Below are 24,437 nucleotides of genomic sequence, written 5' to 3' on the forward strand. Positions count from 1 at the left end.
GCGGCTGCAAGGGAAGGCGCAAGCGCTCCCGAGCATGCGCTGTGACGGTAAGCGGCGAGCGTGAAAACCAGCCGCGAACAGCAAACCGAGGGAAGGATTGACATGGAACCCGAGGATTTCGACCTGCTGGTGGTTGGCGGCGGGAAGGCCGGCAAGTCGCTGGCGATGGACCTGGCCAAGTCCGGCCAGAAGGTGGCGATGGTGGAGCGGTCGATGGTCGGCGGCACCTGCATCAACGTGGCGTGCATTCCCACCAAGACCCTCATCCAGTCCGGCCGGGTGCTGGACACCGTGCGTCGGGCGGCCGAGTTCGGCGTGGCGGGCGCGGAGGAGCCGCGGATGGACCTCGACCTGCTGCGCCGCCGCAAGGAGGACGTGGTGGACACCATGGTCGCCGGGCAGCAGAAGCTGTTCACGGGGTCGGGCATGGACTTTATCCTCGGCGAGGCCAAGTTCGTCGGCGAGAAGACCGTGGAGGTCGCGCTGAACGACGGCGGCACCCGCCTCCTGCGCGGCACCGACGTCGTTCTCAACCTGGGCACCGAACCCGCCCTGCCCAACATCGACGGTCTGGCCGAATCCAGGGTGCAGACCAGCAACACCCTGCTGCACCTGGAGCAGCTGCCGGGGAGCATGGTTATCCTGGGCGGCGGCTACATCGGCTGCGAGTTCGCCGACCTGCTGAACACCATCGGCGTGGAGGTCACGGTGATCCAGCGCGCCGGGCAGTTGCTGCCGCGGGAGGATGCCGATGTGGCCGGGCTGGTCGCCCGGAACTTCACCGACGCCGGGATCACGCTGAAGCTCGAGGCGTCCGCGGAGAAGATCGAGCGCGCCGCCGACGGGAGCGTCACCGTGACGCTGTCCACCGGGGAGACCGTCACCGCGGACGACGTGTTGGTGGCGCTGGGACGCCGGCCGATGACGGACGGGATGGGGCTGGAGAAGGCCGGGGTGGAGCTGACGGACAAGGGCTTCGTCCAGGTGGACGACCAGCTGCGCACCACGGCCGACGGCGTCTGGGCCGCCGGCGACGCGGCCGACTCCCCGCAGTTCACCCACGCCTCCTACGACGACTACCGGATCCTGAAAACCAACCTGGCCGCCGCGCGGGGCGAGGGCGAGTCCCGGTCCACGCAGGGGCGGCTGATCCCCTACACCGTCTTTACGACGCCGGAGCTCGCCAGGGTGGGGATGACGGAGGGGCAGGCCCGGGAGGCCGGCCACGAGGTGCAAATCGCCCGGATGCCGGTGAGCGCGATTCCGCGCGCCCGGACGCTCGGTCAGCTGGACGGCGAATGGAAGGCCGTGCTGGACCGGCAGACCGGCAAGATCCTGGGTGCCGCGCTGCTGGGAACAGGGGCCAGCGAGGCGATCGCGGTGCTGCAGATGGCGATGATCGGCGGAATGGACTACACCGCGGTGCGGGACGCGATCATCACACACCCCACCGTCTCCGAGGGGTTGAACCTGCTGTTCACACCTGCGTGGCTGGAGGACTAGGCGTCCAGGGCGCCTGCTTTCCGGTGTCCTTCGTGGCGGCTTCCCGGACTTCGAGCTCCGCGGCGAGCGCGTAGTACTGGAACAGCGCGTCCCGGACCGGGTGCTCACAATCCAGGTCCCGGAAGCATCGGTTGCTGAGATTCAATAGCTGGTCCGTCGGCAGGATCGACAGATCGGCGGGAAACGGCGAACGTCCGGACGCCCGAATCATGCTGTTCATGCCGCCCCCTGCAAACGTGCCCGGCCAATGGAGACGGCCGGGCACTGCGGCAGATCCGCGGGGACGGCTACCGCAAGAGTGCCGGTGAAGGGGCCCGCCTGCGCGGCGCCAACTTCTTCTCCTGCGCCGAACCGTTCGAGCATCTCCAGGCCGCGGCGTTCGATGTGCTGCGCGTCGGACAGATCGACCGTAATGACGATTCCGTGGGCAAGGCGCTCCATACGATGGAACAGGGGTAAAAGCGCTGTGCAACTGTCGACGGTCAGGCACCCGCTGACCTCGATGACCGCCGAGGTGCGGTCGATATCAAGCCTGACAAGTACACGCAGTTTGTGATCCATGATCGGCGCTCCATATGAGTGGATCGATGGCCAACTGCTTAACCGGACCCAACGCTACAAGGACATCCCCCCTTGCTCAAGGGCTGGAGACGATGCGTGCCGGTTATTTGTCGAAATGGGTTTCGGCCGAGGGAGTTCCGGTGGAGGCGACGATGTCGGAGGCCAGCTCGCGGAGCTTGATGTTGCGGGTGTTGGAGGCTGACTTGAGCATCGCGAAGGCTTCGTCTTGGCTGCACCGGCTTTGGCCCATGATGATCCCGACGGCAACGGCAATGGTCGTTCGTGATTCCAGCGCCGCCTTTAAGTCCGCTTCGGTCTCCCGATGCCGGGCCAGCCGGACCGCCAGGGACAGTGCCTGGGAGGCCTGGTGCGCGTATTGTTCGGCGGCCTTGAGCGCTTCCGCATCAAACCTTTTCGGCATATCGGAGTAGAGGTTCAGCCCCGCACTGTCCCCGCTCTCAAGCGGGATCGGCACGGCCAGGATGGACCGGATGCCTTCGGCCAGAACGTCCTGGGTGTATTCAGGCCACGTCGTTTCTGTCTGCAGGTCTGCCATGTGGACCACCGTGTGTTCGCGAGCGGCGCGCAGGCACGGTCCGTCTGCGTATTCGTACTGAATCTCGTCCATCTTCTGCGCACGGTCGCTACTGCTCGCGACCGTGCCGGCCTTTTTATGGCGCAGCAGCGTGATGCCGACCAGGAGTTCCTCGCCGGGCCGCGACAGATTGTGCACGGCCAAACGGGCCACGGCGTTGAGGAACGCCTCAATGTCCGCACTGTCGGCAGCCAGTCCGTGAAGAAAATCCTTGACCGTCGTCTCGGAATCATCATAAATTTCGCGTGCCATGATGCCCTCCACTGATGCTCCGGCGTACGTCCACGCTACACCTCGTGACGCGGGTCACAGCTAGAGCCAGTCGGGGGGAATCTGCTTCGCCGGCCTCCGGCCTCCCCTCCCTCGCCGATAACGATTCGGAATACCGATCGCTTCAGGCAACTACTTGGCACTAGACCCCGTACGATGCTAAGTGTGCTGTCAAAAGGCCAGCCGGAAAGCAGGAGACGTTGACCAGTACGCCTCATTTAGATCGGGCGGGCACCCTCTTGGGCGGGCGGTACCGGCTCAAGGAACTTATCGGGACCGGAGCGAGCGCACGGGTGTATCGGGCGGAGGACGCCGTCTTGGGGCGCGAGGTCGCCGTCAAGGTCATCCAGCGGCCTTCAATGAACGAGGCAGAGTTCCACCGCGATGACGCGGAAATCAAGCTCCTGGCTCGGCTGAACCACCCCAACCTGGTGATCCTGCTGGACGCGGGCATCGACCGGATGGAAGCGGGGCACCCGCAGATCTACCTGGTGATGGAGCTGATCGAAGGCGCGGACCTGCGCAGGCGCCTGGCGGAGGGGCCGCTGCCGCCGCGCCACGTGGCCCAGATTGGCCACGAGCTGGCCGAGGGAATCGCCTACATCCACAACCACTCGGTGGTCCACCGGGACATCAAGCCCGGCAACATCATGCTTCTCAATTACGACGACGACGCCTCCCGGCTCCGGGCCAAACTCACCGACTTCGGCATCGCCGTCGTGATCTCCGAAGACGCCCGCGAGGACGGCATCTATGGGACCGCCGCCTACCTGAGCCCCGAGCAGGCCAAGGGCGAGCCCGCGGGCCCGGCCAGCGACATCTATTCCCTGGGCCTGGTGCTGTTGGAGTGCTTGACCGGCAAGCCCGCCTTTTCCGGTCCGCCGCTGGAGGCAGCGGTTGCCCGGCTGCTGCGTGATCCGGAGATCCCGGCCAGCCTCGGTCCCGACTGGGTGTTGCTGCTGGGCGCCATGACGGCTGCCGACCCGGCGGAACGCCCCACCGGACGGGAGGTGGCGCTGGCGCTGGAGGAGATGGAGCTTTCGCTCCGGGGCAGGCGGAGGCTGTGGGGCAGGCGCCGGCTGGACATCCCCGTCGTGCCGAACCACGGACCCCACCGTCTGAAAGCGGCCGCGCGCTAAGGCTTTCGCGGCCGCTCTGCCGGTCCGGGGCCCGACGCCGGCAGCCCGGCCAAGCGTTCTATCACGCGAAGTCCCGCCGGGGTACCGGGCCAGTGCCGGCGCAATGCCTCCGGGCCGGCGGACCGGATCAGCAGCCGCAGGGCCCAGGCCACGACCAGGACGTCGTCGGCATACCCGATGACCGGTAGGAAATCCGGCACCAAGTCGATGGGGCTGGCCAGGTAGGCCAGCAGCAGCACGAGCAGAATCCGGACCCGCGCCGGAACCTCGCGGTCCCCCGTCAACCGGCGCAGCAGCCGCAACAGATCCGGCAGCAGGCGCAGGGCATCGCGCATTCCCACCGTCTCCGGATGCCGGCGCGCGTACCACCACAGGCAGGCCAGCAGCACCGCATAGACCAGGACGAGGCCACCGGCAACACCGACCAACAGGTCAACCCAGTCCACTTTCTGCTCCCATCCCGGCACGGCCCCGACGTCGTACTCTTCCTGGCCGCGCTACCGCAACTGTAGGGCAGACAGGGACGTCCATGTGCGGTAGCGTCCAACCATCACGGCCCGGCGAGTGCCGGGGCGGCTTCGGCAATCCTTCGGAGGGACCCATGCTGCGCGGAATGAGTACGGTCAGCTATTACACCCCGGACCTGCCGGCGGCGGTCGAGTGGTACTCCGACCTGCTGGGGAAGAAGCCCTACTTTGAGCAGCCGGGCTATGCGGAGTTCCGGGTCGGCGACTACGAGCACGAGCTGGGGCTGATCGACACCATGCACGCTCCGCCCGGACACGCTATCGACCCCGGCGGCGCGATCCTCTACTGGCATGTGGACGATGTGCGGGCCGTGCGGCAGCGCCTGCTGGAAAAAGGCGCGAAGGAGCTGGAGCCCGTCACGGAACGCGGCCACGGTTTCGTCACGGCCTCGGTGGTGGATCCGTTCGGCAACGTCCTCGGCATCATGCAGAACCCGCACTACCTGGAGATGCTGGGCTCCTCCGCTCCGGCGTCCTGACGTTGAAGCGCCGCAGCCACCGCTGCCCGGGTGGCTGGACCACCCAGTTCACCGCCACCGTGGTGAGGGCCCAGCGGAAGCGCCGGGCAAACGCGGTTCGGCCGGCGAAGATCCGCCCGGCCGCGCCGACGCGCAGCCGCCGGTCGAACCTGATCCGCGCCCACGGAGCCAGTTGGAAGCTCAGGTCCAGGTCGTCGTGGATGTCCTGCCGGTCGCGGTGGACGCCTGCCTTGGCCCGCTCCCAGGCAGTCCGGCGCATGGCGAAGTTCGATCCCCACACCGGGGTGGCCGCCATCGCGAGGCCGGCGCCGAGCCGGTAGCCGGAGCCGTAGGCGGCGCTGGCCAGCCGGGCCACCGGCCGCGGCAGGTCATAGAACCGGCCCGGACCGGTCAGCGCGTCGAGGCCGGGATCGGCGTCGAAGGCGGCACCGATCCCTGCCAGCCAGTCCGCGGGAGGACGGGTGTCGGCGTCGCAGCGGACGATCACACCGTCGGCGGTGCCATCGAAGCCGGCCGCGGTGGCGTCATCGGGCCCTACACAGGCGGTATCGAAGCCTGCGACGGCGGCGTCGTAGCCGGCAGCCGATGCGGCCGGGATGCCGGGGCGTCGTTCGACGACGACGCGCGCCCCGGCCGCCCGTGCCACGTGGGCCGAGGAATCGGTGCAGTTGTTGTCCACGACGATGACCTCGTAGGGCGGACGGGTCTGCCGCCCCAACAGCGCGAGGCAGTCGGCGAGCGCCGCGGCGTCGTCGAGCACCGGGATCACCACGGTCATGATGGTGTGATGCCGGCCCTCCGTCGGACGGGCCTCCGTGGACCCGTTGTCGCCCCGCGGTTTCACCGGGCTCCCGCGTACCAGATCAGCAGCATGGTGACCAGGAAACCGACCGCATAGTTCAGCCACAGGAACCGTTTCCACCCCGCGTTCGCGGCGGCCGAGCCGGCGTCGTCGATCCGGGCGAAGCGCAGCACGTTGGCCAGGTAGGGCAGGGCCAGGAGCCCGGCCAGCGGGCCCGGCCAATCGGTGGCCAGCATCAGCAGTCCGGCAGCGGCATAGGCGGCGGCGGAGACCAGCACGGTGCGGCGGGCGCCCAGCACGGTGCCGATCGACCCGAGCCCGGCCTCGCGGTCCGGGACCACGTCCTGGACCGCGCCGAAGGCATGGCTGGCCACGCCCCACAGGAAGTACGCGGCCAGCAACGCCCACAACCCCGGGGTGAAGCCGGCGCCGGCCAGGACCAGCCCGTAGACCGCGGGCGAGACGAAGTGCGTGCTGGAGGTCAGCGAATCCAGGAACGGCCTTTCCTTGAACCGCAGCCCCGGCGCGCTGTAGGCGTAGACCGCGGCCAGCGAGACCAGCAGCACCAGGTTGGACGCCACGCTGCCGGCTACCGCCAGGACCGCGATGAACGGCAGCGTGGCCACGGCGCTGGCCTGCAAAATCGCGCGGTGTCGGGCCCTGTCCACCACCGCTCCCTCGGCCCCGCCCTTGCGCGGGTTGAGCAGGTCCGATTCATAGTCGAAGACGTCGTTGATGCCGTACATCGCCAGGTTGTACGGGACCAGGAAGAAGATGGTGCCCACCACCAGCAGCCAGTCGACGCCGCCGGAGGCCAGCAGGTACCCGGCGGCGAAGGGGTAGGCGGTGTTGACCCAGGACACCGGCCGGGAGGTGACGACCAGTTCACGAATCACGACGGTTCCCCTCCCCCGCCGGCTCGGCCGGCCTCTCATCGGCACGACGGCGGCGCGGGCCCGTGAGCATCAGCCACACCGCGGGCAGCAGCAGCGCCGCACCCAACGGATAGGCAAAGTCCTCGACCGGCGCCAGTCCGATCCGGAGTCCGGCCAGGGCGTGTCCGCCGTAGTCGAACAGCCCGGAGGCGATCATGACGTTGTCGAACACGGCGGTGAGCACCCAAAGCGCCGCGACGGACAGGCCGGCCGCCGCGGCTGCCCCGCGGGGCACCCGCCGGACCAGGACCGCGCCCGCTGCCGCCACCACCGCGACGCCGAGGAAGACCGCATTCAGCTCCAGGAAACTCACGCCGCACCACCCCCGGCCGGCGCGCCATCGTCGCGGCTGACCAGCTGCGGCCTGGCCGCGCGGGCCGCCCGCCGGTGCCGGCCCCATGCCAGCAGCCCGGTGAACAGGACCATGGTTTGGTAACAGAGGAAGGCCAGGAAGAACGCCTCCTCCAGCGGCAACTCGGGGCCCAGCATCAGGCCGGTCATCAGCGGCGAGTCGCGGTGCACGAAGATTCCCAGCGCGATCGCCCAGACGTCCCAGGCTAGGAAGTACGCCAGTCCGATGGCCATCGTGACGGCGGCCGCGACCGGGCGGGCGAAGAAGAACAGCCTGTAGCGCGCGTCCAGCAGGGCCATGCAGCCCAGCAGCGCCACCAGCACGGCCAGGTAGATCATGTACTCCTCCCCGCACTGTCCGACGACGGCGCGGGGCCGGGCGCCGCCGGGTCCGGTTCCGGCAGTGCGCCCGGCGTCCCGATCCCCTGCACGGCCTTGAGCACCAGTTCGGCGCTGATCAGGCACATGGGCACGCCAATGCCCGGCCGGACCGAGCTGCCAGCGTAGTGCAACCCGTCGACCCGGCGGCTCCGGTTGCCCGGGCGCAGGAAGGCGCTCTGCCGCAGGGTGTGCGCCGGACCCAGCGCGCTGCCGCGCCACGCGTTGAAGCCGTCCGAGAAGTCCGCCGGGCCGTAGGTGCGTCGGACGGCGATCCGGCCGCGCAGGTCAGCCACTCCCGCCCAGGCGGCCAGCTGGTCGATGGCGGCGTCCCCGACCGCTTCCACGGCGGCCGCCCCGGACCCGTCGTCACCGCCCGACCCCCAGGCCGGCTCAGCCGGTGCGGGAACCAGGATGAACAGGTTCTCGTCCCCGGCCGGCGCCGCCCCGGCGTCGGTGGCGCTGGGCTTGCACACGTACATGGAGGTTTCTCGGGCCAACGCCCGCCCGGAGCGGATGCGGCCGAAGTTCTCCTTCCAGTCCCGGGTGAAGAGCAGGTTGTGGTGTGCTAGCTGCGGCAGCGCCCCGCGCACGCCCAGGCAGACCAGCACGGCGCTGGGGCCGGGGTCGCGGCGGCGCCACACCCGTTCCGGGTGGCTACGCAGGTGCGCCGGCAGCAGCGCGGTCTCCACATGGTGCAGATCCGCCGCGGCGACGACCACGGCCGCCGCCGTCCGGTGTTCTTCGCCGGCGGCGTCGGACCAGAGCACCGCCTCGCAGCGGGCCTTCGCGCCGGACTGCCCGGTGACGATGTGCCGGGCGGTGGCGCGGGTTTCGATCCGGACGCCGGCCTCCCGCGCCAGCCGCTCCATCGCATCGACCAGGGCGGCGAACCCGCCCAGCGGGTAGTACACGCCGTCGTCGAGATCCAGGTGGCTCATCAGGTGGTACATCGCCGGCGCCCGGTACGGGCTGGTGCCCAGGAACACCGCCGGGTACCCCAACAGCTGATGCAGCCGCGGGTCCGTGAACCGTTCGCGGACGTAACGGTCCAGGCTCCAGCCCAGCAGCTTGGCCAGCCGGGGTGCCCGGCGCAGCACCTGCGGGTGGGCCAGGCCGCGCAGGCTGGCGAAGTCGTCGTACAGGAAGTGCTCCTTGGCCAGCCGGTATGTTTCCGCTGCCTCGTCCAGGTAGTGGTGCAGCGCCGGCCCGGACCCCGGTTGCAGGCCTCGGAACAGTTCGGTCACGTTTTCGCGGCCGGAGCGGACCTCCGTGGCCGCCGGATACCCCTCGAACCAGATCCGGTAACCGGGGTCCAGCCGCACCAACTCCAGCTGCTCCGCGGCGCTGGTGCCCATCAGCTTGAACCAGTGGTCGATCACCTCCGGCATCAGGTACCAGGACGGGCCGGTGTCGAAGCGGAAGCCGTCGCGCTCGAGCCGTCCCGCCCGGCCGCCGAGGACGGAACGCTGCTCTAGCAGGGTGACGCGGTGACCCGCCCGGGCCAGCAGCCCGGCTGTTGCCAGTCCCGAGACCCCGCCGCCGATGACCACCACCGGTTGGTCCGAGCCGCCGGCCTTCGACGCCGCACCCGCTGCCCTTCGACGGGCGGTCAGCCTGGACGCGAACGAGGCGGCGCCCATCAGGCGGCGCTCCTTCCGCGCAGCCGCTGGCGGGCCAGGATCCGCAGGGCGATCGCGGCCTTCTGCGGCGTGCCGACGCGCACCCGACGGGAAAGCAACTCCTCCGCCGGTATCCGTTCCAGCCGGTCGACGAGCGCGCTGAACAAGGCATGAGCCAGTTCGACGGCGGTGCAGGCACCGGGCGGGAGCAGCGCAATGCCCCGCCCGGCGGCAGCGAGGTCCGCCCGGATCTCGGCCACCAGCGCGTGCTTCCGTTGCTCGTCCCACGCCTCGGCGCCCGTCTGCGGGAAGTAGCTGCGGCCCAGCTGATCCCGGTCGGCGGCGAGGTCGCGCAGGAAGTTGACTTTTTGGAAGGCGGAGCCCAGCCGGCGGGCGGCGGCGGCGAGCTCGTCGCCCCGGCCGGGCATCGCGCCGGGCATGGTTTGGAACACCCGCAGGCACATCAGGCCCACCACCTCGGCGGAGCCGTAGATGTAGTCCGCCAACGAATCTGCGGTGTGTTCGGCCACCGTGATGTCCGCGCGCATCGAGGCGAAAAACGGCCGGGTCAGGTCGACGCCGATGCCGCACGCGCGGGCGGTCCCGGCGAACGCGTGCACCACCATGTTGGTGCTGTAACCGGTCAGCAGCGCGGTCTCCGTCTCGTGTTCCAGCCTGTTCAGCTGGTCGCGCACGGCCACGGCGTCGAGCCCGGCCTCGGCAGCCGCACCGTCCACCGCTTCGTCGGCCACCCGGACCAGCGCATAGATGTTGGCGATGTGCCGGCGTTCCTCCGGCCCGAGCAGCCGGCACGCCAAGCCGAAGGAGGTGGAATAGCGGGCAATCACGACGCCGGCGCTGCGGCCGGCGGCGTCGGTGTACCGGAGCAGTGGGTTCGGTTCCATGGCCCTAGTTCCCCCTCGTCAGCACCTGGTTGCAGACCCGCGCCAGTTCGCTCCACGCGCCGGCGTCCAGGGACAGGAGTCGGGACTCCTCGAGCGCTTCGTCCACCAGGATGCGGGCGAGCCGCATCGCCTGCGCGTCGGCGCCGCAGTCCGTGAGCGCCGCGCGGACCTCACCGATCCCCGCCTCGCCGCGGCGAAACGCGGCCAGCAGGTCATCGAACCCTTCCGCCTCCGCCGCAAACGCGGTCAGCACGGTGCGTTTGCCTTCACGCAGGTCGGATTCGGCGGACTTCCCGGTGGTGCCGGGCTCCCCGAAGGTCCCGAGAACGTCGTCCACGATCTGGTAGGCCAGCCCAATGCGGCGGCCGACCGCGGCGAGTGCCTCGGCCGGGTGTCGGTCGGCGCCGGCCAACAGCGCCCCGGCTTTCAGCGGCGCCTCAAAGGAGTAGGCCGCCGTCTTCAAACGTTCCATGCCGAGGACGTCGCCCAGGCCGGGGCTTTCCGTCGCCGCCGACAGCAGGACATCATCCAGTTCGCCCGCGGCCGAGGCGAACACGGCGTCGTGGACCGTTTCCATCAGGACGTCGGCGCACGGCAGCCCGGCGCCGGAGCTGCCGGCCATCCGCAGGGCACCGGTCAGCAGGAGGTCGCCGGCAATGATCGACGCCGCGTGGCCCAGGTGCTCGGCCTCGGGCCCGGGCAGCCCCTGACCCCTGGCGTCGTCCCGGTAACGGGCTCCGATGGTTGGCAGGCCGCGGCGGACGAAGTCCCTGTCGATGACGTCGTCGTGCACCACCAGCGCGGTGTGCAGCAGCTCGAACGCCGCGCCTAGCCGGGCGCAGCGGCGCGGATCCTCGCCGCCGAAGGACTTGTACGCGAGCTGCACCATCCTGGGCCGCAGCCGCTTGCCGCCGCCCAGCGCAGCCTCAATCCGGTCCCACAGCACGGGAAAAGTACGCGAGAGCTTGCCGGCCCGGCTGCGGTTCCCTGCAGTAAATCGCTGAAGCTCCGCTTCGACGAGGGGGCCTACTTGCCGCCAGCCACAGGGATCCGACGCTGCCTCGGCGGCCGCGCGGCTTTCGGCGTTCAGAGTCATGACTGACCTTCTCCCCAAGGTTGGGAGCGTGCAGGCTGCCCCCGTCACTTCTGCACTTCGTTGTTCCATAGTGTGCGTCACCGGGGCCCGGTGCGCGACCATTGCCTGCAATTGGCGGGGTCAAAATCCCCAACTAGTCGGCCGGTTTGGCGGGCTCCCGCGCCGATATCCGGCAAAGGCTTGCCAGCGGCGGCCCCATCATGGAACGTAGTAAGCACACTTAGCATCGTTGGGGTATATCGTCCGGACCCTGGCGTCACGTGAGGCCGGTCAGGCTTCCTCACCCTAAGGAACAAACCATGACACCGACACCGCAACAGCCGGTCACCGACGACAGCATCAAGGTCCGCCAGCTCAGCCACTACCAGTTCACCTGGGTAGCCGGTGAGCCGGGGGCCCGCGGCACCTGGACCCTGCAACTGGTCCTGGACCAGGGCGCGTGGGAAGAGGTGCTGACGCTGGACGCCGACGACGCCGACAACCTCCAGGACCTCCTCTCCACCGCGGAGACCGTGTACTACGACATCGCCCGCCGCACGCTGATGTTCGGCACCACCAAGGCCGGCCACCACTAGCCACGGGGCGACGGTGGAACCAGCCGGGCGCTAAACCGTCAACGGTTTCCGCGGCGGGGGCTGTGCTGAGATGCTGGTGGCGTGACAACAATCTCGACCGAGCCGCCCCGGACCGCGCTGAGCTGGAAACTGGTGCCGGCGCTGCTCCTCTCGGCGTCCGGCGTGCTGCTTTTTGCCGTCGAGAATGGGCCCCTCGGCTACGGCCTGCTCGCGCTGAGCGTGGCCACGGCGGCGTTGGTTGACCGGGAGTTTGTGCGGCATCTTGCGCTGATCGCGGCCGGGATGCTGATCATCAGCCTGGTGCCGCTGAACGCCGACCTGAGCCTCGGGCACATGGCCCTGATGGGCGGCGCCCTCGCGTTGGCCGTCCTGGTGCCGTGGTTGGTGTCGAGGTTTGTCTACCGGGAGAAGATCATCAGGTTTCCGGTGAACACGGGCCGCAAATGGCCGTTGTCCGCCAAGCTGTACCTCATCGGCGTCGTGGCGCTCGGCTACTTCATCCTGCCGGTGTACCTGGTCAGCACGGGCGTTTACCAAAATTGGCCGGATGCCTCCGACCCCACAATCTTCTGGCGGCTCTTTCTCGGCGTGAACGCCGTCGGCATCTGGGACGAACTGTTCTTCATCTGCACCACCTTCACGCTGCTGCGCCGGCATTTTCCCGACTGGCTGGCCAACCTCCTGCAGGCCGTCGTGTTCTCGTCCTTCCTGTGGGAAATCGGTTACCAGGCGTGGGGGCCGCTGCTGACCTTCCCGTTCGCGCTGCTGCAGGGCTATACGTTCAAGCTGACGAAGTCGTTCACCTACGTGGTATCCGTGCACCTGATCTTCGACTTCGTGCTGTTCCTGGCGCTGGTGCACGCGCACAACCGCGACTGGCTGCCGATCTTCCTGTACTGACCGTGCTGCTCCCCCGCGCACCAGGACGTAGAGGGGCCCGGCGGCACAGGGACGCGAAGGGGCCCCCGGCACGCAGGACACAAAGGGGCCCGGCGGCACCCCTGTGCGGGGTGCCGCCGGGCCCTGGATGCGGCGAGGCGCGCCGGAGGGCGCCGCCGGCCTACTTGGTCTTCTTGGCCGCGCCCTTTTCGGTCCTGGCGCCTTCGGTCGCCAGTTCACCGGCACTGTTTTCCAGGTGTGCGCGCATGAACCACTGGAAGAGCTCCAGCTCGGCGGTCTGGCCGATCAGCATGTCCTCCGTGACCGGATCGATTTCGCCAACGGTTTCGATGGCCTCGCGGTGGTCGGAAATCACGCCGTTGTACACGACGTCCAGGGCGGCCAGGTGCTCGGCGGTCCCGGCACGGTGGATGTCGTAGTCGTCCCAGCTGCGCTCCTTGACCAGGGCGCCGGGCAAACCGTTCGGCGAGACGCCCAAGGTGGCGATGCGCTCGGCGGTCTCGTCGATCATCGCGCGGACCTTTTCGATCTGCGGGTCCAGCATTTCGTGGACGCCGATGAAGTCGCGGCCCACCACGTTCCAATGTGCGTGCTTGAGCGTCAGCTGCAGGTCGTTGAGGGCGTGAAGCCGCATCTGCAAGAGGTCGGCGACCTTGACACCCTCTTCAAGTTCGAGCCCCGGTACGGTGTAGCTTGCCTTCGATCGGTTCGTTTCCGCCATGAGAAACCTCCTTGTGTAGGTGCTGCCGCTTGTCGGCGTGCTGCTATTCCCAACCTAGCCATGGCCGGCGGTTTCGTCCCGTCGGCGACGCGTCCGTCAGCCAAGGGCGAAATTCAGCACCCTTACTAATCTCCCGGGGCTCCCCTGGCAATGAACCGGATGATGACGGCGGAGAGCAGCACCACCGCGGCGCAGATGCCGGCCGCAATCGCGGTGCCTTCGTCCACCAGCCCGCCGTCCAGGCGCCCGACGGCAATCCAGGCCAGGCCCCAGGCGGTGGCCAGCGCAGGCGCGAGCCGGCCGCGGCTGTACAGGGCGGTTCCGACGCCGACCGCCGCCGCGACGACAAGCACGATGGAGGACAGCAAGGTGACCGGCAGCCCCAGGCCGTCCAGCCCGGACGCGGCGAGGACGGCGGAGGTGTTGGCGACCGTGGCCACGGTGACCCAGCCCAGATACAGCCCGAAGGTGCCGTCGGTGATCAGGGTGTCCAGCCACGCGCCGGACGTCGACCAGACCAGCAGCACGAGGATGCGCGCCAGCACCGCCAGCAGGACAACGATCACCGTGAGGCTGAACACCAACAGGCCGGCCTGCACCACCCAGATCCAGGCAGCGTTCAGGAGCATGGCCGCCACCGCCCAGGGACGCAGGGCCGCGTGTCGTTCCGACTGCCGCTGGGCCGGCAACAGTTGCCACACCGCGTAGGCCAGCAGGCCCAGGTAAATGAGCGACCAGATGCGGAAGGCGGCCGAGGCCGGGGCCAGCGGCGTCGAGTCCTCATTCAGCCAACCCCCTGCCGCCTCCTGGATCGGCGTTCCCATAAGCGCCCCGCTGCCCCAAAAGGCGGCAACGATGGCCGCCAGGGAACTGGCCAACACCAGGATCGGCACGGCCCGCCCGGTCCGCGTCTCCGTTTGCTGCTGCATGGTTCCTCCGGCTGTCGACGGATGTTCGGGTGCGCTGCGGGACCTTCCTGTCGTTACCGGGGGGACGGCTAGGTGTCGAGGGTGCCGCGGACGATGCTGACGCTGGAGTGCTCGGGGTTTCCGTCCAGCGGTTCGTCCGAAACGTCGACGATGGGGAACCGCGACAGGTCCAGTCCGTCCGGGATGGCGAACCTGCCGGTGTCCGAGTCCATCACGCCGAGGCTGACCAAGGCGGACAAATCCGGTGCTATCAACCACACCTCCTGGTATCCCTGCGCCTCGTTCTCGCTCAGCCTGATCTCGAGTTCCCTGGTGCCGTTGGCTTCCACTACCCGGGCCGTTCCGGTGGCCGCGTATTGCTCCAGCGGTTCCAACTGCGCCTGCGCCAGCGTGGCGGCGTTGCGGGTGACGCCCCAGGAGATGCCGATGGCGGCGACGATCGCCACCGCGGCCGCCGCGGCCAGCCAGGCGGGCAGGTGCCGGGAGGGCGGGCGCCGGGAGGGGGGAGGACCGGCGGGGAGGCGTCGGGAAGCCTTGGGCTTGGCAGATACCCCCCGGGATGAGACGGTCCGGGACGGCCTGCGCCCGGCCGGCGCTGTTTCCGTGCGACCCTGCAATGGGTCCGCGGCCAGTTCGGGAGAAAGGGCGAGTTCGCGGTGAATGGTTTCCCAGACCGCTGGATCCGGCGGCTCGAGGGTTGGTTCGGGGTTGGCCCTCACCGCCTCCACCGCCCGGCGCAGCGCGTGGTACTCCTCCGCGCACTGGCTGCAGCGGCGCAGATGGTCCCTGTCCGATTGGTTGCCGACGGCGTCGTCCAGCGCCAGCAGGCTGATCAGTTCCGGTTCAAGATGCTGCATGGTCGACCTCCAATCGGCTCCTCAGGTGGTGCAAACTGCGATGAATATGGCTTTTGACGGTACCAACGGGAAGGTCCAGCCGGTGGGAAATCTGCTCGTGGGTCAGATCCTCGTAGAACGCCAGGCGCATGATGGAGCCCTTGGGTTCACCCAGCCGCTCCAGCTCATCGTCCAGCAGCAGGCGGTCTGCGAGGACCTCCGGTGACTGGGAGTCCCGGGCGAATTCGGGGTCGGGCATGACCGCCGAAACGGCCCGCAGTTTGTGCTGCTCGCGGGCGGCGGAAGAATACGCGTCGGCGATGGCGCGGCGGGTGATCCCCACGATCCAGGCCGGCAACCGGCCGAGCGTCGGATCGAATCCTTCCCGCGATCGCCACGCCCGGATGAATACTTCCTGGGTGATATCGTCCGCCGCGGACTTGTCTTGCAGGGCCCTGGAGGCCAGCGTGTGGACGAGCGGGGCCAGGTGCCGGTAGGCATCGGCGATGGCAGCCTCCTCACCCGCCGCGAAGGCTGCGTCGATGTCCGAGTCCCACGCTTCGAAAGGATGAGGTACCAAGCCTGCGTCCTTCCGGTTGGTCGGAGGAAACGCCACGCGAACAGTTGTTGCGGGACCGGAAAAGTCAGTCGGGAACTGCCGTGACAACCACATTGTGGCTGTAATCCTCTCGCGCGTCCAGCCATTGGCCACCGCAGGTGACCAGCTTGAGCAGCGGTTGTCCATCGCGGCGGAAGATGCCGTTTCCGTCGAAATCGTCCTTGTCCATCAGCGCCACCTCGGTAACGCGGTAGGTCACGGGGTCGGCGGCAGCCCGTTCCACCGTGATGCGGGTGCCCTGTTCGAGCTGCCTCAGTTCGGAGAAGGGAGCCAGGCCCGCCAAGGTGTCGACGTGGGCCGCTATCACCGCGGTCCCCGCCCGGTCACCCGGCGCGGCACCGTAGCGGTACCAACCCGCCTGCTCCACCGACTCGGGGATCTCCATGGCGTTACCCGTTGTGACGCCGACGTCGACGACGCTCACATCGATTGACGTGCCGGCCACGACCAGCCGGGTGGGCGGCGTCTCCTGATTGGCGGCGGTCAGTGGTGCGGCCAGCCGCACCGGAATGTCGGCAGGGTCGGGGATCTTGTCGACCGCCGGGACCGCGGTTTCGCCCGGCCCTGCGGGGTTTCCAACAGCTGCCGGGGAGGCCGCCGGAACCAGCTGTCGGCCCGCGGCCGGCTGCATGGGTCCGGCGCAGCCGGTAGCGGCGATCAAGACGCCGCAGCACAGGAGCCCTGCGCGGGTGCCCATCGTCGTCGTCGGTACGGTTGTCATGATTCTTTCCTCGAGGGGTGGTTGCCGGCGCCAAAGCGATGGAAGCCGGCGGCGCCCCGGGCTGGCGCCGCCGGCTTCTTTTCGGACCCGTCGCAGTTAGTCGGTGGTGCGAACCGCTTGCTTGCGACGGGCGACTGCGCCGGTGCCGAGGAGCAGCAGCACTGCTCCGCCGGCAACCGCGGCGATGGTGTAGTCCGGGCCGGCCTCTGCGGCCGCGCCCGACATGCCGCCCGGCACGGCGCCCGGCGCGGAATGCAGTCCTTCGATGTTCTGCACCGCAAGAGCCAGGTTGCCGTCATTCAGGCTGCCCCAGGCGTAGACGACCGTGTGGGTGCCCTCCGCCACCGGCACGTCGGCCGGGCCGATCACCGGTTCGGTGGTGCCCGCCGCGGCCACCGCCGCGGAGATCGTGCCCGGGTCGAGGGTGAGGGTCTGCTCGTCCGGGTTGGACAGGCCCTGGATCACCGGGGATCCTCCGGCCAGCACGTCGACGGCGGGGGCGGCGGCCGTGTGCCGCACGGTCAGCTTGCCCTTGCCGGCCTCAATGGCCGAGACGTCGTTGGTGAACAGGTTGGCGGTTGGATTGCCCTCGGCGTCCAGGTTGGCCACGGCGGTGTAGTTGCCGCCGCCTTCCAGTTGGACATCCACCGGGCCGATGGCGGGGCTGTCGGCGTTCTCGGCGTCCGAGGCGGTGATGGCCAGCGAGTACTCGCCCGCAGGCAGTGCCAGCGGACCGGCCAGGTCGCCGGGAGCGAAGTCATCCAGCGTCCGTTCGCCGTTCACCCACACGTCCACGGTCAAATCGGGGACGCCGTGCAGGACCGAGAGCTGGGCTTCCTGTTCGGCCGCCTGGGCGGGACTTGCCGCGCCGAGTGCCAGAAGCCCCAGGGCTGAAACCGTAACGATGCTCTTGCGCATTTTGTTCTCCTTCAACGGCCCGGGTGCTCCGGGCTGATCGGTGCTTACACCCCTACTACTGTCCGGGCGGGGTATTTGGATGCACTTTCATGGAAATTTTTTTTGGCGGCGTCTCTCCCCTCGGGATGCGCCCCGCCGTCGTACTTCCCCCGGTTGAGTGGAGAGCGGCCGGAGACGCTAAGTTTTTCCTATGGCTACGGAAGATCGCGTTAACGAACATTCAAAGGGCCGGACCGAGACCTTCGAGGAGAAGCTGGACCGGAATTGGAACGAGCTGCTGCAGGAGCTGCGGGTGATGCAGACCGGCGCGCAGATCATCACCGCGTTCCTGATGACGCTTCCGTTCCAGAGCCGCTTCAGCGATCTGGCCCCGTACCAGGTGAGCCTGTACATCGCGCTGCTGGTGCTTGCGGCGCTCATGACCGGCGTGATCCTCACGCCGGTGGCGATCCACCGCCAGCTGTTCGGGCTGCACCTCAAAGACGCGACCGTGGCGCACGGGCACCGGATCGTGAGGGTCGCGGTGCTGGGGATCGGGCTGCTGGCCACCGGTTGTGTGGCGTTCATCGTGGACGTGATCGCCGGCGACGTCCCTGCCCTGGCGGTGGGCGGCGGCGTGCTGGTGGCAATGTTCTTCCTGCTGTGGATCCTGCCGTACCTGCTGCGGCGCGGGCTGAGCGGCGCAGAGCCGCGCTCCAGGGACTGACGTCCGGCGCTTTCCGGGCCCTTGACCCCGTGACAGGGCCCGGCGCGGGTGGAAGCATGGCGTCATGGCCACTCCACCGGAACCGACGCCGCAGCTGGTGCTGGTCACCGGCGCCACCGGCTACATTGGCGGGCGGCTGGTTCCGCGGCTGCTGGCCCGCGGCTACGCCGTGCGCGTTCTGGTCCGCTCACCGGGCAAGCTCGCGGCCGTTCCGTGGCACGACGACGTGGACGTTGTTGCCGGCGACCTCGCCGACGCCGACGACGCCAAGCTGGCCTGCGCCGGCGTGCAGACGGTGTTCTACCTGGTGCACTCCATGGCCTCCGGGAACGACTATGAAGGGCGCGAACTCGCGGTAGCGCACACGGTTGCGGCCGCTGCCGCCGCGGCCGGGTCGCAACGGATCGTCTATCTGGGCGGGCTGCATCCGGAGAACGTCGAGTTGTCCCGCCACATGCGTTCGCGGGCTGCCGTGGGCCGGACGCTGCTGGAAGGCGAGGTGCCGGCGGCGGTCTTCCAGGCCGGCGTTGTGATCGGCTCCGGTTCCGCCTCCTTCGAGATGATCCGGCATCTGGCCGAAAACCTGCCGGTCATGCCGGCGCCCAGCTGGGTGCGGCGCACCGTGGAGCCGATAGCCATCAGCGATGTGCTGCACTACCTGGAACGGGCGCCGGAGCTGCCGGCCGGGCTGAACCGCACCTTCGACATCGGCTCGCGGGAACGGATCACCTACGCGGGACTGATGTACGGGTACGCGCGCGAGGCCGGGCTGGCGCGGCGGCTGATTTATGCCCTGCCGATTCCGGCTCCCGCGCTGGCCGGCTGGTGGGTGGCGCTGACGACCCCGATCCCGCACGCCATGGCCGTGCCGTTGGTGCAGTCCCTCCAGCACGACGCCGTCTCCGCGGAACACGACATCGACCGCTACATCCCGCCGCCCGAGGGCGGACTGACCGGGTACCGCCGCGCGGTGCAGCTGGCGCTGGGGAAGATGGCCAGCGGCGAGGTGGAAACCAGCTGGACCAACGCCTCCAACAGCCCGCCGTCGGACCCGCTGCCCAGCGACCCTGAGTGGGCGGGCCGCACCGTCTTCGTGGACGCGCGGGAACGCGGCTCCGCCGTCGCCGCCGAGGACGTCTGGCGGGTGATCCAGGGGATCGGCGGGGACAGCGGCTGGTACTCGTGGCCCGCGGCCTGGGCCATCCGGGGCGTGCTGGACAAACTGGTGGGCGGCGCCGGACTCAACCGCGGCCGGCGGCATGCCGACCGGCTCAGCGTGGGCGACGCCGTTGACTGGTGGCGGGTGGAGGCCATTGAGGACGCGCCCGAGCGCCGGCTGCTGCGGCTGCACGCCGAGATGAAGGTGCCGGGTCAGGCCTGGCTGGAACTGTCGGTGGTCCCCGCGGACGACGGCAGCGTCTACCGGCAGCGCGCCATCTACTTCCCCACCGGGCTCTCCGGCAAGCTCTACTGGTGGCTGGTGCTCCCGTTCCACGGGCTGATCTTCCCCTCCATGGCCCGCAACATCATCCGCCGGGCATCCGCGCTCGGGGCTGGGGGCGAGGCGACCGCCGCGGACTCGGCCGCCGGACGCAACGCTGCCGGGCTGGGGGCCGCCGGACTCGGGGCTGCCGGTGACGCGACAACCGGAAAGAGGCACCATGACAAAGCGACCTGACGACGTGCCCGCCGAAAAGTACCGGCGCCCCGAGGGCCTCGACGACGCCACCCTTGAGGCCCTGGGCAAGATTTCGGAGGCGCTGGAAGCGGTGGAACACGCCCGCGGCCTGCTGTACGGCTTTCACCGGCTCACCGGTACGGCCGACTTGGCGCTGGGCGAGGCGGTGGAGCTGCTGCGCAAGGCCGGACACCGGCAACTGGCCGAGCGCGTCGACCGGGAGATCGTGGGCCGCAACGTCATCGAGGGGCATTGGACGTTCCAGATCATCGACGAGTACGACGAGATCTACTACGGTCCCTTCAAGGAGCTGGAGCGGCAGGCACGTGAAACGCTGGCCGGCGGCCGCAAGCACCTGTTCGAAGCCGCCATGAAAGAGGACCGGCGCACCCACGGGCTCCGAAACCACGAGGCAAACGCCCCGGGCCAGCGGGACGCCGGCACCTGATCGCGGCCGGCACGATCCGGGCCCGGCTTCCAGGGGACAGCCTTTAAGCCACGACGTGCTCCGCCGGTCTGGCCGTTAGGCCTGCGGGTACACAACCGCCAGCGGCAGCCGCCCGCAGTCCAGCACAACCAGTTCCACATCGTTGTACCGGTCGCCGCGGGGCGGCACCGTCCGGGGGCGGGCCGGAGCGGCTTGGCTTCCGGGATCGCCGATCCTCCCTGCCGCCGGACCGGTCGCCGGGACGGCACCCGGCGCCAGCAGCGTCCCCGCGGCCAGCTGCGCGTCGGCGGAAACCACCACCCGGCCGGCGCGGTTGACCAGGCCCGCGGCCGGGTGCAGACTCTTCAGCGCCGGCAACAGGAGCGGTTCCAACGATGCGACAAAGACGTCGGCCCCCGCCACGCCGACGCGTCGCTCCCCCGCTGCAACCGGGACCGTCATGGTCATGGTGTATTCGTCGGTGCAGAGGAAGTCCACGTAGGGTCCGGTGACATGCGGCAGGCCGGTTTCCATCGGCCGGGTGAACCACTCACGCCGCGTGTAGGCGTCGGAGGCCGATTCCAGGGCGGGCAAGACCAGCCGCTCCATGCTTTCGCCCTGCCACCACGCCATGTGCCAGGAAGCGTCGGCCACGGCGTGGGCGGCGGCCACAAAACCGGCGCCGACCACGGGCCATTCCTCCCTCCCCACCAGCTCAGCGACCAGCGGCTGCATGGTCGCGGTCACCTGCTTGCCGCCCGGCGGCCGGGCCGGATCCTCAAACAACCCGGCCAAGGCGGGCACCCACGCGTTGACTTCGGCCAGGATGTCTTCGAAGAATCCGGTGACCTCGGCGAGCGGATCTGCCGCACGTGCCGATGCCGGTTGGGCCATGGAGTTCATCCCGTCCTCCTTTGGGCGGTAGCGGGGGTCGGGCCGGCGGGCCGGTCGGTCAGCCGGGCGTGTTCATCGATGAGCGCCGCCAGTCCCGTCTGGATCTGCTCAGTCACAGTTTCGCGCGCCGTGGCGGCATCGGCTGCGGCAACCGCATCGGCAATGCGATCGCACATCTGCACCATCGTGGCGTCGAACTCTGCGTCCTCGTGCAGCACCGACAACAACGGACCAAAGTCCTTATAGAGCCGGACGAATTCACGCGTCAGCCGCGCCGACTGGCTCAAGGCTGCCAACTCCAGCAGGAAATCGCCGACGACGGCCCCGCCGGTGCCTGTTGAACGGGAAGCATGCAGGATCCGGCGCAGCATTTCGGCGTCGTCGGGATCGGCAAAATCCGCCGCCAGTTCGGCGGCGGTCGCCGCAATGGCACGATAATGGATAGCCAGGTCGCGCAGCTCCACCCGGCTCATCCGGCCCAGGCGCTCGCGGACCAGTTCAGCACGCCGTCCGGTGGGGACGGTGACGAAGGTGCCTCCGTCGCGGCCCCGCCGGGTGGCCACCAGCCCGCGGGACCGGAGGCCCACCAAGGCTTCCCGGGCCGTCACCGTAGCCACGCCCATGGAGGAAGCCAGCTCGGCCTCGCTGGGCAGCCGGTCGCCGTCGGCCAGCACACCCGCGGCAATCCCTTCCAGGATCCGGTCCTCCACGCGCTGCGCCTTGCCGCCCTCGCCCAGCGGGGCGAAGACCGCGGCGAGCAAGCGCTGGCGTGGCGGTGATTCCTTGGGCATGCGTCGATCCTTCCAGACGGACCGCCCGCAGGACGGCAGGACGCGGCGGAGGGCCCTCGGCCGGTACGGGCCGTAACAAGAAATCTACACGATGTGACCCGCTTTACATTTAACCTCTGGTTTCATATGTTAACGCAAGACGATGTAGTCCACGCCACATCAGCCCTCTTGAAAGGACCCAGCCGTGCCAGCCACAGCCACCTCCGCAACCACCGCGCCGGACAGCACGGGGGCCTCCGCCACGCCTGCCATCTCCCTGCAGCAGGTCGCGAAGACCTTCGGCGACTTCACCGCCGTCAAAGGTTTGGACCTGGACATCCGCCAGGGCGAGTTCTTCTCCTTGCTGGGCCCCTCCGGCTCCGGGAAGACCACCGTGCTGCGAATGATCGCTGGCTTCGAACTCCCCACCTCCGGCCGCATCGACCTGGCCGGCCGCGACGTCACCCGCAAGGCGCCGTTCGAACGCGACGTCAACACCGTGTTCCAGGACTACGCGCTCTTCCCGCACCTGAGCGTGGCACAGAACGTGGAGTACGGGCTCAAGCTGCGCAAGACGCCCCGGAGCGAGCGCCGCAGGCTGGTGACCGAGGCGCTGGAGATGATCCGCCTGCCCCGGGTGGCCGACCGGCTGCCCTCGCAGCTCTCCGGAGGTCAGCGCCAGCGTGTTGCCCTGGCCCGGGCACTGGTCCTGCGCCCGCAGGTGCTGCTGCTGGACGAGCCCCTCGGCGCGCTGGACAAGCAGCTGCGCGAACAGATGCAGGTGGAGCTGAAGCAAATCCAGCGCGAGGTGGGCATCACGTTCGTCTTCGTGACCCACGACCAGGAAGAAGCGCTCACGCTCTCGGACCGGGTCGCCGTCTTCAACGAAGGCGTGGTGGAACAGGTGGGCACGCCCGAGGACCTGTACGAGCGCCCCGGCAGCCGGTTCGTCGCCTCCTTCCTCGGCAACACCAACCTGGTGGAGGGCGCCTTGGCCAAACAGCTCACCGGGTCCGACGCCCTGCTGAGCATCCGGCCGGAGCGCATCCACATCCGCCGCCTCGACGAGCCCGTGGAAGCCGATGGCCTCTCCACCGTGGAAGCGCTGATCGAGGAGGTCATCTACACCGGTCCCGCCACCCGCTTCGTGGCACGCACCGCCGTCGGGCAGACCCTGATTGTCCAGGAGCCGAACGATGCCCGCGCCTCCGGCGCCCAGCGCGGCGACCGGGTCCGGCTGCAGTGGTCTTCCCGCTTCAACTACACCGTCTAGTCCCGCACCAACTACGTCACTACGCACCCTGAAGGAAAGGTACTCCATGAAGATCACCAAGGCACTGCCGCTGGCGGCACTCGCCTCGCTTTCGCTGGTCCTGGCCGGCTGCGGGGGCTCCGCTCCCGCCTCGTCCGCCGGCGGCGGCATCCAGGTCCCTGACATCCCGGCCGCCACCGCGGTGGGCGAGTCCGAGGGCGAAGTCAACATCATCGCCTGGGCCGGCTTCGTCGAGGACGGCTCCACCAACCCCGACGCCGACTGGGTCACCGAGTTCGAAAAAGAGACCCAGTGCAAGGTCAACCGCAAGGTCGGCGCCACCAGCGACGAGATGGTCCAGCTGATGCGCACCGGCGAGTACGACCTGGTCTCGGCCTCCGGCGATGCCTCGCTGCGCCTCATTGCCGGCGGCGACGTGGCCCCGATCAACACCGACCTGATCCCGAACTTCGGCCACATCGTGGACGGCCTGAAGGGCCAGATCTACGACACGCTCAACGGCAAGACCTACGGCGTTCCCATCGGCCGCGGCGCCAACGTCCTCATGTACAACACCGAGGCGGTGCCCGAAGCCCCTGACTCGTGGGAAGCCACCTGGGACCCGAACAGCGAGTACGCCGGCGAGATCATGGCCTACGATTCGCCGATCTTCATCGCCGACGCGGCCCTCTACCTGATGGCCACCCAGCCGGAGCTGGGGATCACCAACCCCTACGCGCTGGATAAGGAGCAGCTGGCCGCAGCGGTGGAACTGCTCAAGACCCAGAACGGCATCGCCGGCGAGTACTGGAACGACGCGCTCAAGGCCGTCTCCTCCATCTCCTCCGGGACCGCGTCCCTGGGCACGGGCTGGCAGGTCATCGTGAACATCGCCCAGGCCGACGGCGGAAAGGTTGAGTCCGTGCTGCCGAAGGAAGGCGCCACCGGCTGGTCCGACACGTGGATGCTCTCCGCGCAGTCCAAGAACCCTAATTGCGCCTACCAGTGGATGGACTGGGCCTCCTCCGCCGAGGTGAACGCCAAGATGGCCCAGAACTTTGGCATGGCCCCGGCCAACGCGCTGGCGTGCGAAGGCTCCAAGGAGAACGAGGAGCACTGCGCCACCTACCACGCCACGGACGAGGAGTACTACAAGCAGGTGTGGATGTGGACCACCCCGGTGGAGCAGTGCATTGACGGCCGCACCGACGCCACGTGCACCAACTACCAGGAGTGGACCAAGGCCTGGACCGAGGTCAAGGGCTAGTCCCTCCCTTCAGCACCCTCCCCATGGCAGGGGCGCGGCGCGCGGTGAGCACCGCCGTCGT

The 24,437-nt window shown here is 69.0% G+C and carries 29 protein-coding genes; 10 read left to right on the forward strand and 19 right to left on the reverse strand.

Annotation, left to right across the window (positions count from 1 at the left end; genetic code table 11):
- The first annotated feature begins 102 nt into the window (after positions 1-102).
- Positions 103-1,503, forward strand: a complete 1,401-nt coding sequence (locus tag AC5RUH_RS10435; RefSeq protein ID WP_494128531.1) for a dihydrolipoyl dehydrogenase family protein — start codon at positions 103-105, stop codon at positions 1,501-1,503.
- On the opposite strand, the gene AC5RUH_RS10440 is transcribed toward AC5RUH_RS10435, so the two are convergent.
- The 3 genes from AC5RUH_RS10440 to AC5RUH_RS10450 all read right to left on the reverse strand — a co-directional run bounded on the left by AC5RUH_RS10440 (position 1,478) and on the right by AC5RUH_RS10450 (position 2,911).
- A complete protein-coding gene (locus AC5RUH_RS10440) occupies positions 1,478-1,723 on the reverse strand; it encodes a hypothetical protein (RefSeq protein WP_494128532.1) in 246 nt (81 codons plus the stop codon). The genes AC5RUH_RS10435 and AC5RUH_RS10440 overlap by 26 nt on opposite strands.
- Positions 1,720-2,064: a hypothetical protein gene (locus AC5RUH_RS10445; protein WP_494128533.1), complete on the reverse strand. Its 345-nt coding sequence runs from the start codon at positions 2,062-2,064 to the stop codon at positions 1,720-1,722. Before AC5RUH_RS10445 ends, AC5RUH_RS10440 begins: the two co-directional genes overlap by 4 nt.
- A 103-nt stretch (positions 2,065-2,167) precedes the next feature.
- Positions 2,168-2,911: an ANTAR domain-containing protein gene (locus AC5RUH_RS10450; protein WP_494026200.1), complete on the reverse strand. Its 744-nt coding sequence runs from the start codon at positions 2,909-2,911 to the stop codon at positions 2,168-2,170.
- Positions 2,912-3,129: 218 nt separating this feature from the next.
- Between AC5RUH_RS10450 and AC5RUH_RS10455 the strand changes: the two genes are divergently transcribed.
- A complete protein-coding gene (locus tag AC5RUH_RS10455) occupies positions 3,130-4,068 on the forward strand; it encodes a serine/threonine-protein kinase (protein WP_494128534.1) in 939 nt (312 codons plus the stop codon).
- Here AC5RUH_RS10455 and AC5RUH_RS10460 read toward each other — a convergent pair.
- Positions 4,065-4,514 carry a YkvA family protein gene (locus AC5RUH_RS10460; RefSeq protein ID WP_494128535.1) on the reverse strand — a complete coding sequence of 150 codons (450 nt, stop codon included), beginning with the start codon at positions 4,512-4,514 and terminating at the stop codon, positions 4,065-4,067. The genes AC5RUH_RS10455 and AC5RUH_RS10460 overlap by 4 nt on opposite strands.
- A gap of 167 nt (positions 4,515-4,681) precedes the next feature.
- On the opposite strand from AC5RUH_RS10460, the gene AC5RUH_RS10465 reads away from it, so the two are divergent.
- Positions 4,682-5,074 carry a VOC family protein gene (locus tag AC5RUH_RS10465; RefSeq protein ID WP_494109766.1) on the forward strand — a complete coding sequence of 131 codons (393 nt, stop codon included), beginning with the start codon at positions 4,682-4,684 and terminating at the stop codon, positions 5,072-5,074.
- On the opposite strand, the gene AC5RUH_RS10470 is transcribed toward AC5RUH_RS10465, so the two are convergent.
- The 7 genes from AC5RUH_RS10470 to AC5RUH_RS10500 are packed head-to-tail and all read right to left on the reverse strand — an operon-like array spanning position 5,019 to position 11,163.
- On the reverse strand, positions 5,019-5,918 hold the full coding sequence (locus tag AC5RUH_RS10470; RefSeq protein WP_494128536.1) for a glycosyltransferase family 2 protein: 900 nt from the start codon (positions 5,916-5,918) through the stop codon (positions 5,019-5,021). The two genes, AC5RUH_RS10465 and AC5RUH_RS10470, sit on opposite strands and share 56 nt — an antisense overlap.
- Positions 5,915-6,811, reverse strand: a complete 897-nt coding sequence (locus AC5RUH_RS10475) for a prenyltransferase (RefSeq protein WP_494128556.1) — start codon at positions 6,809-6,811, stop codon at positions 5,915-5,917. The genes AC5RUH_RS10470 and AC5RUH_RS10475 overlap by 4 nt, the downstream gene beginning before the upstream one ends.
- On the reverse strand, positions 6,762-7,124 hold the full coding sequence (locus AC5RUH_RS10480) for a lycopene cyclase domain-containing protein (RefSeq protein WP_494128537.1): 363 nt from the start codon (positions 7,122-7,124) through the stop codon (positions 6,762-6,764). The genes AC5RUH_RS10475 and AC5RUH_RS10480 overlap by 50 nt, the downstream gene beginning before the upstream one ends.
- The gene (locus AC5RUH_RS10485; RefSeq protein WP_494128538.1) at positions 7,121-7,501 is read right to left on the reverse strand and encodes a lycopene cyclase domain-containing protein; all 381 of its coding nucleotides are present in this window, start codon (positions 7,499-7,501) and stop codon (positions 7,121-7,123) included. The genes AC5RUH_RS10480 and AC5RUH_RS10485 overlap by 4 nt, the downstream gene beginning before the upstream one ends.
- Positions 7,498-9,183, reverse strand: a complete 1,686-nt coding sequence (gene crtI / locus AC5RUH_RS10490; RefSeq protein WP_494128539.1) for a phytoene desaturase family protein — start codon at positions 9,181-9,183, stop codon at positions 7,498-7,500. The genes AC5RUH_RS10485 and crtI overlap by 4 nt, the downstream gene beginning before the upstream one ends.
- A complete protein-coding gene (locus AC5RUH_RS10495) occupies positions 9,183-10,067 on the reverse strand; it encodes a phytoene/squalene synthase family protein (RefSeq protein ID WP_494109762.1) in 885 nt (294 codons plus the stop codon). Before AC5RUH_RS10495 ends, crtI begins: the two co-directional genes overlap by 1 nt.
- 4 nt (positions 10,068-10,071) lie before the next feature.
- Positions 10,072-11,163 (reverse strand): polyprenyl synthetase family protein, encoded by a 1,092-nt coding sequence (locus tag AC5RUH_RS10500; protein WP_494128540.1) that lies wholly within the window; start codon positions 11,161-11,163, stop codon positions 10,072-10,074.
- A gap of 299 nt (positions 11,164-11,462) precedes the next feature.
- Here AC5RUH_RS10500 and AC5RUH_RS10505 point away from each other — a divergent pair, with 299 nt between their 5' ends.
- Complete coding sequence (locus AC5RUH_RS10505; protein WP_494001649.1) at positions 11,463-11,738, forward strand: hypothetical protein; 276 nt, start codon at positions 11,463-11,465, stop codon at positions 11,736-11,738.
- Positions 11,739-11,819: 81 nt separating this feature from the next.
- Positions 11,820-12,638 (forward strand): CPBP family intramembrane glutamic endopeptidase, encoded by an 819-nt coding sequence (locus tag AC5RUH_RS10510; protein ID WP_494128541.1) that lies wholly within the window; start codon positions 11,820-11,822, stop codon positions 12,636-12,638.
- A gap of 160 nt (positions 12,639-12,798) precedes the next feature.
- Here AC5RUH_RS10510 and AC5RUH_RS10515 read toward each other — a convergent pair whose 3' ends face one another.
- The 6 genes from AC5RUH_RS10515 to AC5RUH_RS10540 all read right to left on the reverse strand — a co-directional run bounded on the left by AC5RUH_RS10515 (position 12,799) and on the right by AC5RUH_RS10540 (position 17,382).
- On the reverse strand, positions 12,799-13,359 hold the full coding sequence (locus AC5RUH_RS10515) for a Dps family protein (protein ID WP_494001651.1): 561 nt from the start codon (positions 13,357-13,359) through the stop codon (positions 12,799-12,801).
- A 125-nt stretch (positions 13,360-13,484) separates the two neighbouring features.
- Positions 13,485-14,288, reverse strand: coding sequence for a TspO-related membrane protein (locus AC5RUH_RS10520; RefSeq protein WP_494128542.1), 804 nt, complete (start codon positions 14,286-14,288; stop codon positions 13,485-13,487).
- A 68-nt stretch (positions 14,289-14,356) separates the two neighbouring features.
- The gene (locus AC5RUH_RS10525; RefSeq protein ID WP_494128543.1) at positions 14,357-15,145 is read right to left on the reverse strand and encodes an anti-sigma factor; all 789 of its coding nucleotides are present in this window, start codon (positions 15,143-15,145) and stop codon (positions 14,357-14,359) included.
- A complete protein-coding gene (locus AC5RUH_RS10530; RefSeq protein ID WP_494128544.1) occupies positions 15,132-15,704 on the reverse strand; it encodes an RNA polymerase sigma factor in 573 nt (190 codons plus the stop codon). The genes AC5RUH_RS10525 and AC5RUH_RS10530 overlap by 14 nt, the downstream gene beginning before the upstream one ends.
- A 64-nt stretch (positions 15,705-15,768) precedes the next feature.
- Positions 15,769-16,464 carry a class F sortase gene (locus AC5RUH_RS10535; protein WP_494128545.1) on the reverse strand — a complete coding sequence of 232 codons (696 nt, stop codon included), beginning with the start codon at positions 16,462-16,464 and terminating at the stop codon, positions 15,769-15,771.
- Between the two features lie 96 nt (positions 16,465-16,560).
- The gene (locus tag AC5RUH_RS10540) at positions 16,561-17,382 is read right to left on the reverse strand and encodes a DUF4397 domain-containing protein (protein WP_494026214.1); all 822 of its coding nucleotides are present in this window, start codon (positions 17,380-17,382) and stop codon (positions 16,561-16,563) included.
- A gap of 190 nt (positions 17,383-17,572) precedes the next feature.
- Here AC5RUH_RS10540 and AC5RUH_RS10545 point away from each other — a divergent pair, with 190 nt between their 5' ends.
- From AC5RUH_RS10545 to AC5RUH_RS10555, 3 genes are all read left to right on the forward strand, one after another.
- Positions 17,573-18,088: a DUF6328 family protein gene (locus AC5RUH_RS10545; RefSeq protein ID WP_494014587.1), complete on the forward strand. Its 516-nt coding sequence runs from the start codon at positions 17,573-17,575 to the stop codon at positions 18,086-18,088.
- Between the two features lie 64 nt (positions 18,089-18,152).
- Positions 18,153-19,766 carry an SDR family oxidoreductase gene (locus AC5RUH_RS10550; protein WP_494128546.1) on the forward strand — a complete coding sequence of 538 codons (1,614 nt, stop codon included), beginning with the start codon at positions 18,153-18,155 and terminating at the stop codon, positions 19,764-19,766.
- Positions 19,750-20,214 (forward strand): hypothetical protein, encoded by a 465-nt coding sequence (locus AC5RUH_RS10555; RefSeq protein ID WP_494014589.1) that lies wholly within the window; start codon positions 19,750-19,752, stop codon positions 20,212-20,214. The genes AC5RUH_RS10550 and AC5RUH_RS10555 overlap by 17 nt, the downstream gene beginning before the upstream one ends.
- A 75-nt stretch (positions 20,215-20,289) precedes the next feature.
- On the opposite strand, the gene AC5RUH_RS10560 is transcribed toward AC5RUH_RS10555, so the two are convergent.
- Positions 20,290-21,096, reverse strand: a complete 807-nt coding sequence (locus tag AC5RUH_RS10560; protein ID WP_494128547.1) for a cache domain-containing protein — start codon at positions 21,094-21,096, stop codon at positions 20,290-20,292.
- Positions 21,093-21,878 (reverse strand): winged helix-turn-helix domain-containing protein, encoded by a 786-nt coding sequence (locus tag AC5RUH_RS10565; RefSeq protein ID WP_494128548.1) that lies wholly within the window; start codon positions 21,876-21,878, stop codon positions 21,093-21,095. The genes AC5RUH_RS10560 and AC5RUH_RS10565 overlap by 4 nt, the downstream gene beginning before the upstream one ends.
- A 184-nt stretch (positions 21,879-22,062) precedes the next feature.
- Between AC5RUH_RS10565 and AC5RUH_RS10570 the strand changes: the two genes are divergently transcribed.
- A complete protein-coding gene (locus tag AC5RUH_RS10570; RefSeq protein ID WP_494073444.1) occupies positions 22,063-23,130 on the forward strand; it encodes an ABC transporter ATP-binding protein in 1,068 nt (355 codons plus the stop codon).
- 46 nt (positions 23,131-23,176) lie between these two features.
- Positions 23,177-24,376 (forward strand): ABC transporter substrate-binding protein, encoded by a 1,200-nt coding sequence (locus AC5RUH_RS10575; protein ID WP_494023479.1) that lies wholly within the window; start codon positions 23,177-23,179, stop codon positions 24,374-24,376.
- The last annotated feature ends 61 nt before the right edge of the window (positions 24,377-24,437 follow it).

This window comes from Arthrobacter sp. Y3223166 (genome assembly GCF_059090935.1).

Excerpts from the sequence above, each read along its gene's own strand:
- AC5RUH_RS10545 (WP_494014587.1), top strand. The coding sequence starts at position 17,573 with ATGGCTACGGAAGATCGCGTTAACGAACATTCAAAGGGCCGGACCGAG.
- AC5RUH_RS10560 (WP_494128547.1), bottom strand. The coding sequence starts at position 21,096 with ATGAACTCCATGGCCCAACCGGCATCGGCACGTGCGGCAGATCCGCTC.
- AC5RUH_RS10520 (WP_494128542.1), bottom strand. The coding sequence starts at position 14,288 with ATGCAGCAGCAAACGGAGACGCGGACCGGGCGGGCCGTGCCGATCCTG.
- AC5RUH_RS10525 (WP_494128543.1), bottom strand. The coding sequence starts at position 15,145 with ATGCAGCATCTTGAACCGGAACTGATCAGCCTGCTGGCGCTGGACGAC.
- AC5RUH_RS10555 (WP_494014589.1), top strand. The coding sequence starts at position 19,750 with ATGACAAAGCGACCTGACGACGTGCCCGCCGAAAAGTACCGGCGCCCC.
- AC5RUH_RS10450 (WP_494026200.1), bottom strand. The coding sequence starts at position 2,911 with ATGGCACGCGAAATTTATGATGATTCCGAGACGACGGTCAAGGATTTT.
- AC5RUH_RS10465 (WP_494109766.1), top strand. The coding sequence starts at position 4,682 with ATGAGTACGGTCAGCTATTACACCCCGGACCTGCCGGCGGCGGTCGAG.
- AC5RUH_RS10445 (WP_494128533.1), bottom strand. The coding sequence starts at position 2,064 with ATGGATCACAAACTGCGTGTACTTGTCAGGCTTGATATCGACCGCACC.
- AC5RUH_RS10515 (WP_494001651.1), bottom strand. The coding sequence starts at position 13,359 with ATGGCGGAAACGAACCGATCGAAGGCAAGCTACACCGTACCGGGGCTC.
- AC5RUH_RS10575 (WP_494023479.1), top strand. The coding sequence starts at position 23,177 with ATGAAGATCACCAAGGCACTGCCGCTGGCGGCACTCGCCTCGCTTTCG.
- AC5RUH_RS10500 (WP_494128540.1), bottom strand. The coding sequence starts at position 11,163 with ATGACTCTGAACGCCGAAAGCCGCGCGGCCGCCGAGGCAGCGTCGGAT.
- crtI (WP_494128539.1), bottom strand. The coding sequence starts at position 9,183 with ATGGGCGCCGCCTCGTTCGCGTCCAGGCTGACCGCCCGTCGAAGGGCA.
- AC5RUH_RS10435 (WP_494128531.1), top strand. The coding sequence starts at position 103 with ATGGAACCCGAGGATTTCGACCTGCTGGTGGTTGGCGGCGGGAAGGCC.
- AC5RUH_RS10565 (WP_494128548.1), bottom strand. The coding sequence starts at position 21,878 with ATGCCCAAGGAATCACCGCCACGCCAGCGCTTGCTCGCCGCGGTCTTC.
- AC5RUH_RS10475 (WP_494128556.1), bottom strand. The coding sequence starts at position 6,811 with ATGAGAGGCCGGCCGAGCCGGCGGGGGAGGGGAACCGTCGTGATTCGT.
- AC5RUH_RS10440 (WP_494128532.1), bottom strand. The coding sequence starts at position 1,723 with ATGAACAGCATGATTCGGGCGTCCGGACGTTCGCCGTTTCCCGCCGAT.
- AC5RUH_RS10550 (WP_494128546.1), top strand. The coding sequence starts at position 18,153 with ATGGCCACTCCACCGGAACCGACGCCGCAGCTGGTGCTGGTCACCGGC.
- AC5RUH_RS10535 (WP_494128545.1), bottom strand. The coding sequence starts at position 16,464 with ATGACAACCGTACCGACGACGACGATGGGCACCCGCGCAGGGCTCCTG.
- AC5RUH_RS10505 (WP_494001649.1), top strand. The coding sequence starts at position 11,463 with ATGACACCGACACCGCAACAGCCGGTCACCGACGACAGCATCAAGGTC.
- AC5RUH_RS10540 (WP_494026214.1), bottom strand. The coding sequence starts at position 17,382 with ATGCGCAAGAGCATCGTTACGGTTTCAGCCCTGGGGCTTCTGGCACTC.
- AC5RUH_RS10495 (WP_494109762.1), bottom strand. The coding sequence starts at position 10,067 with ATGGAACCGAACCCACTGCTCCGGTACACCGACGCCGCCGGCCGCAGC.
- AC5RUH_RS10485 (WP_494128538.1), bottom strand. The coding sequence starts at position 7,501 with ATGATCTACCTGGCCGTGCTGGTGGCGCTGCTGGGCTGCATGGCCCTG.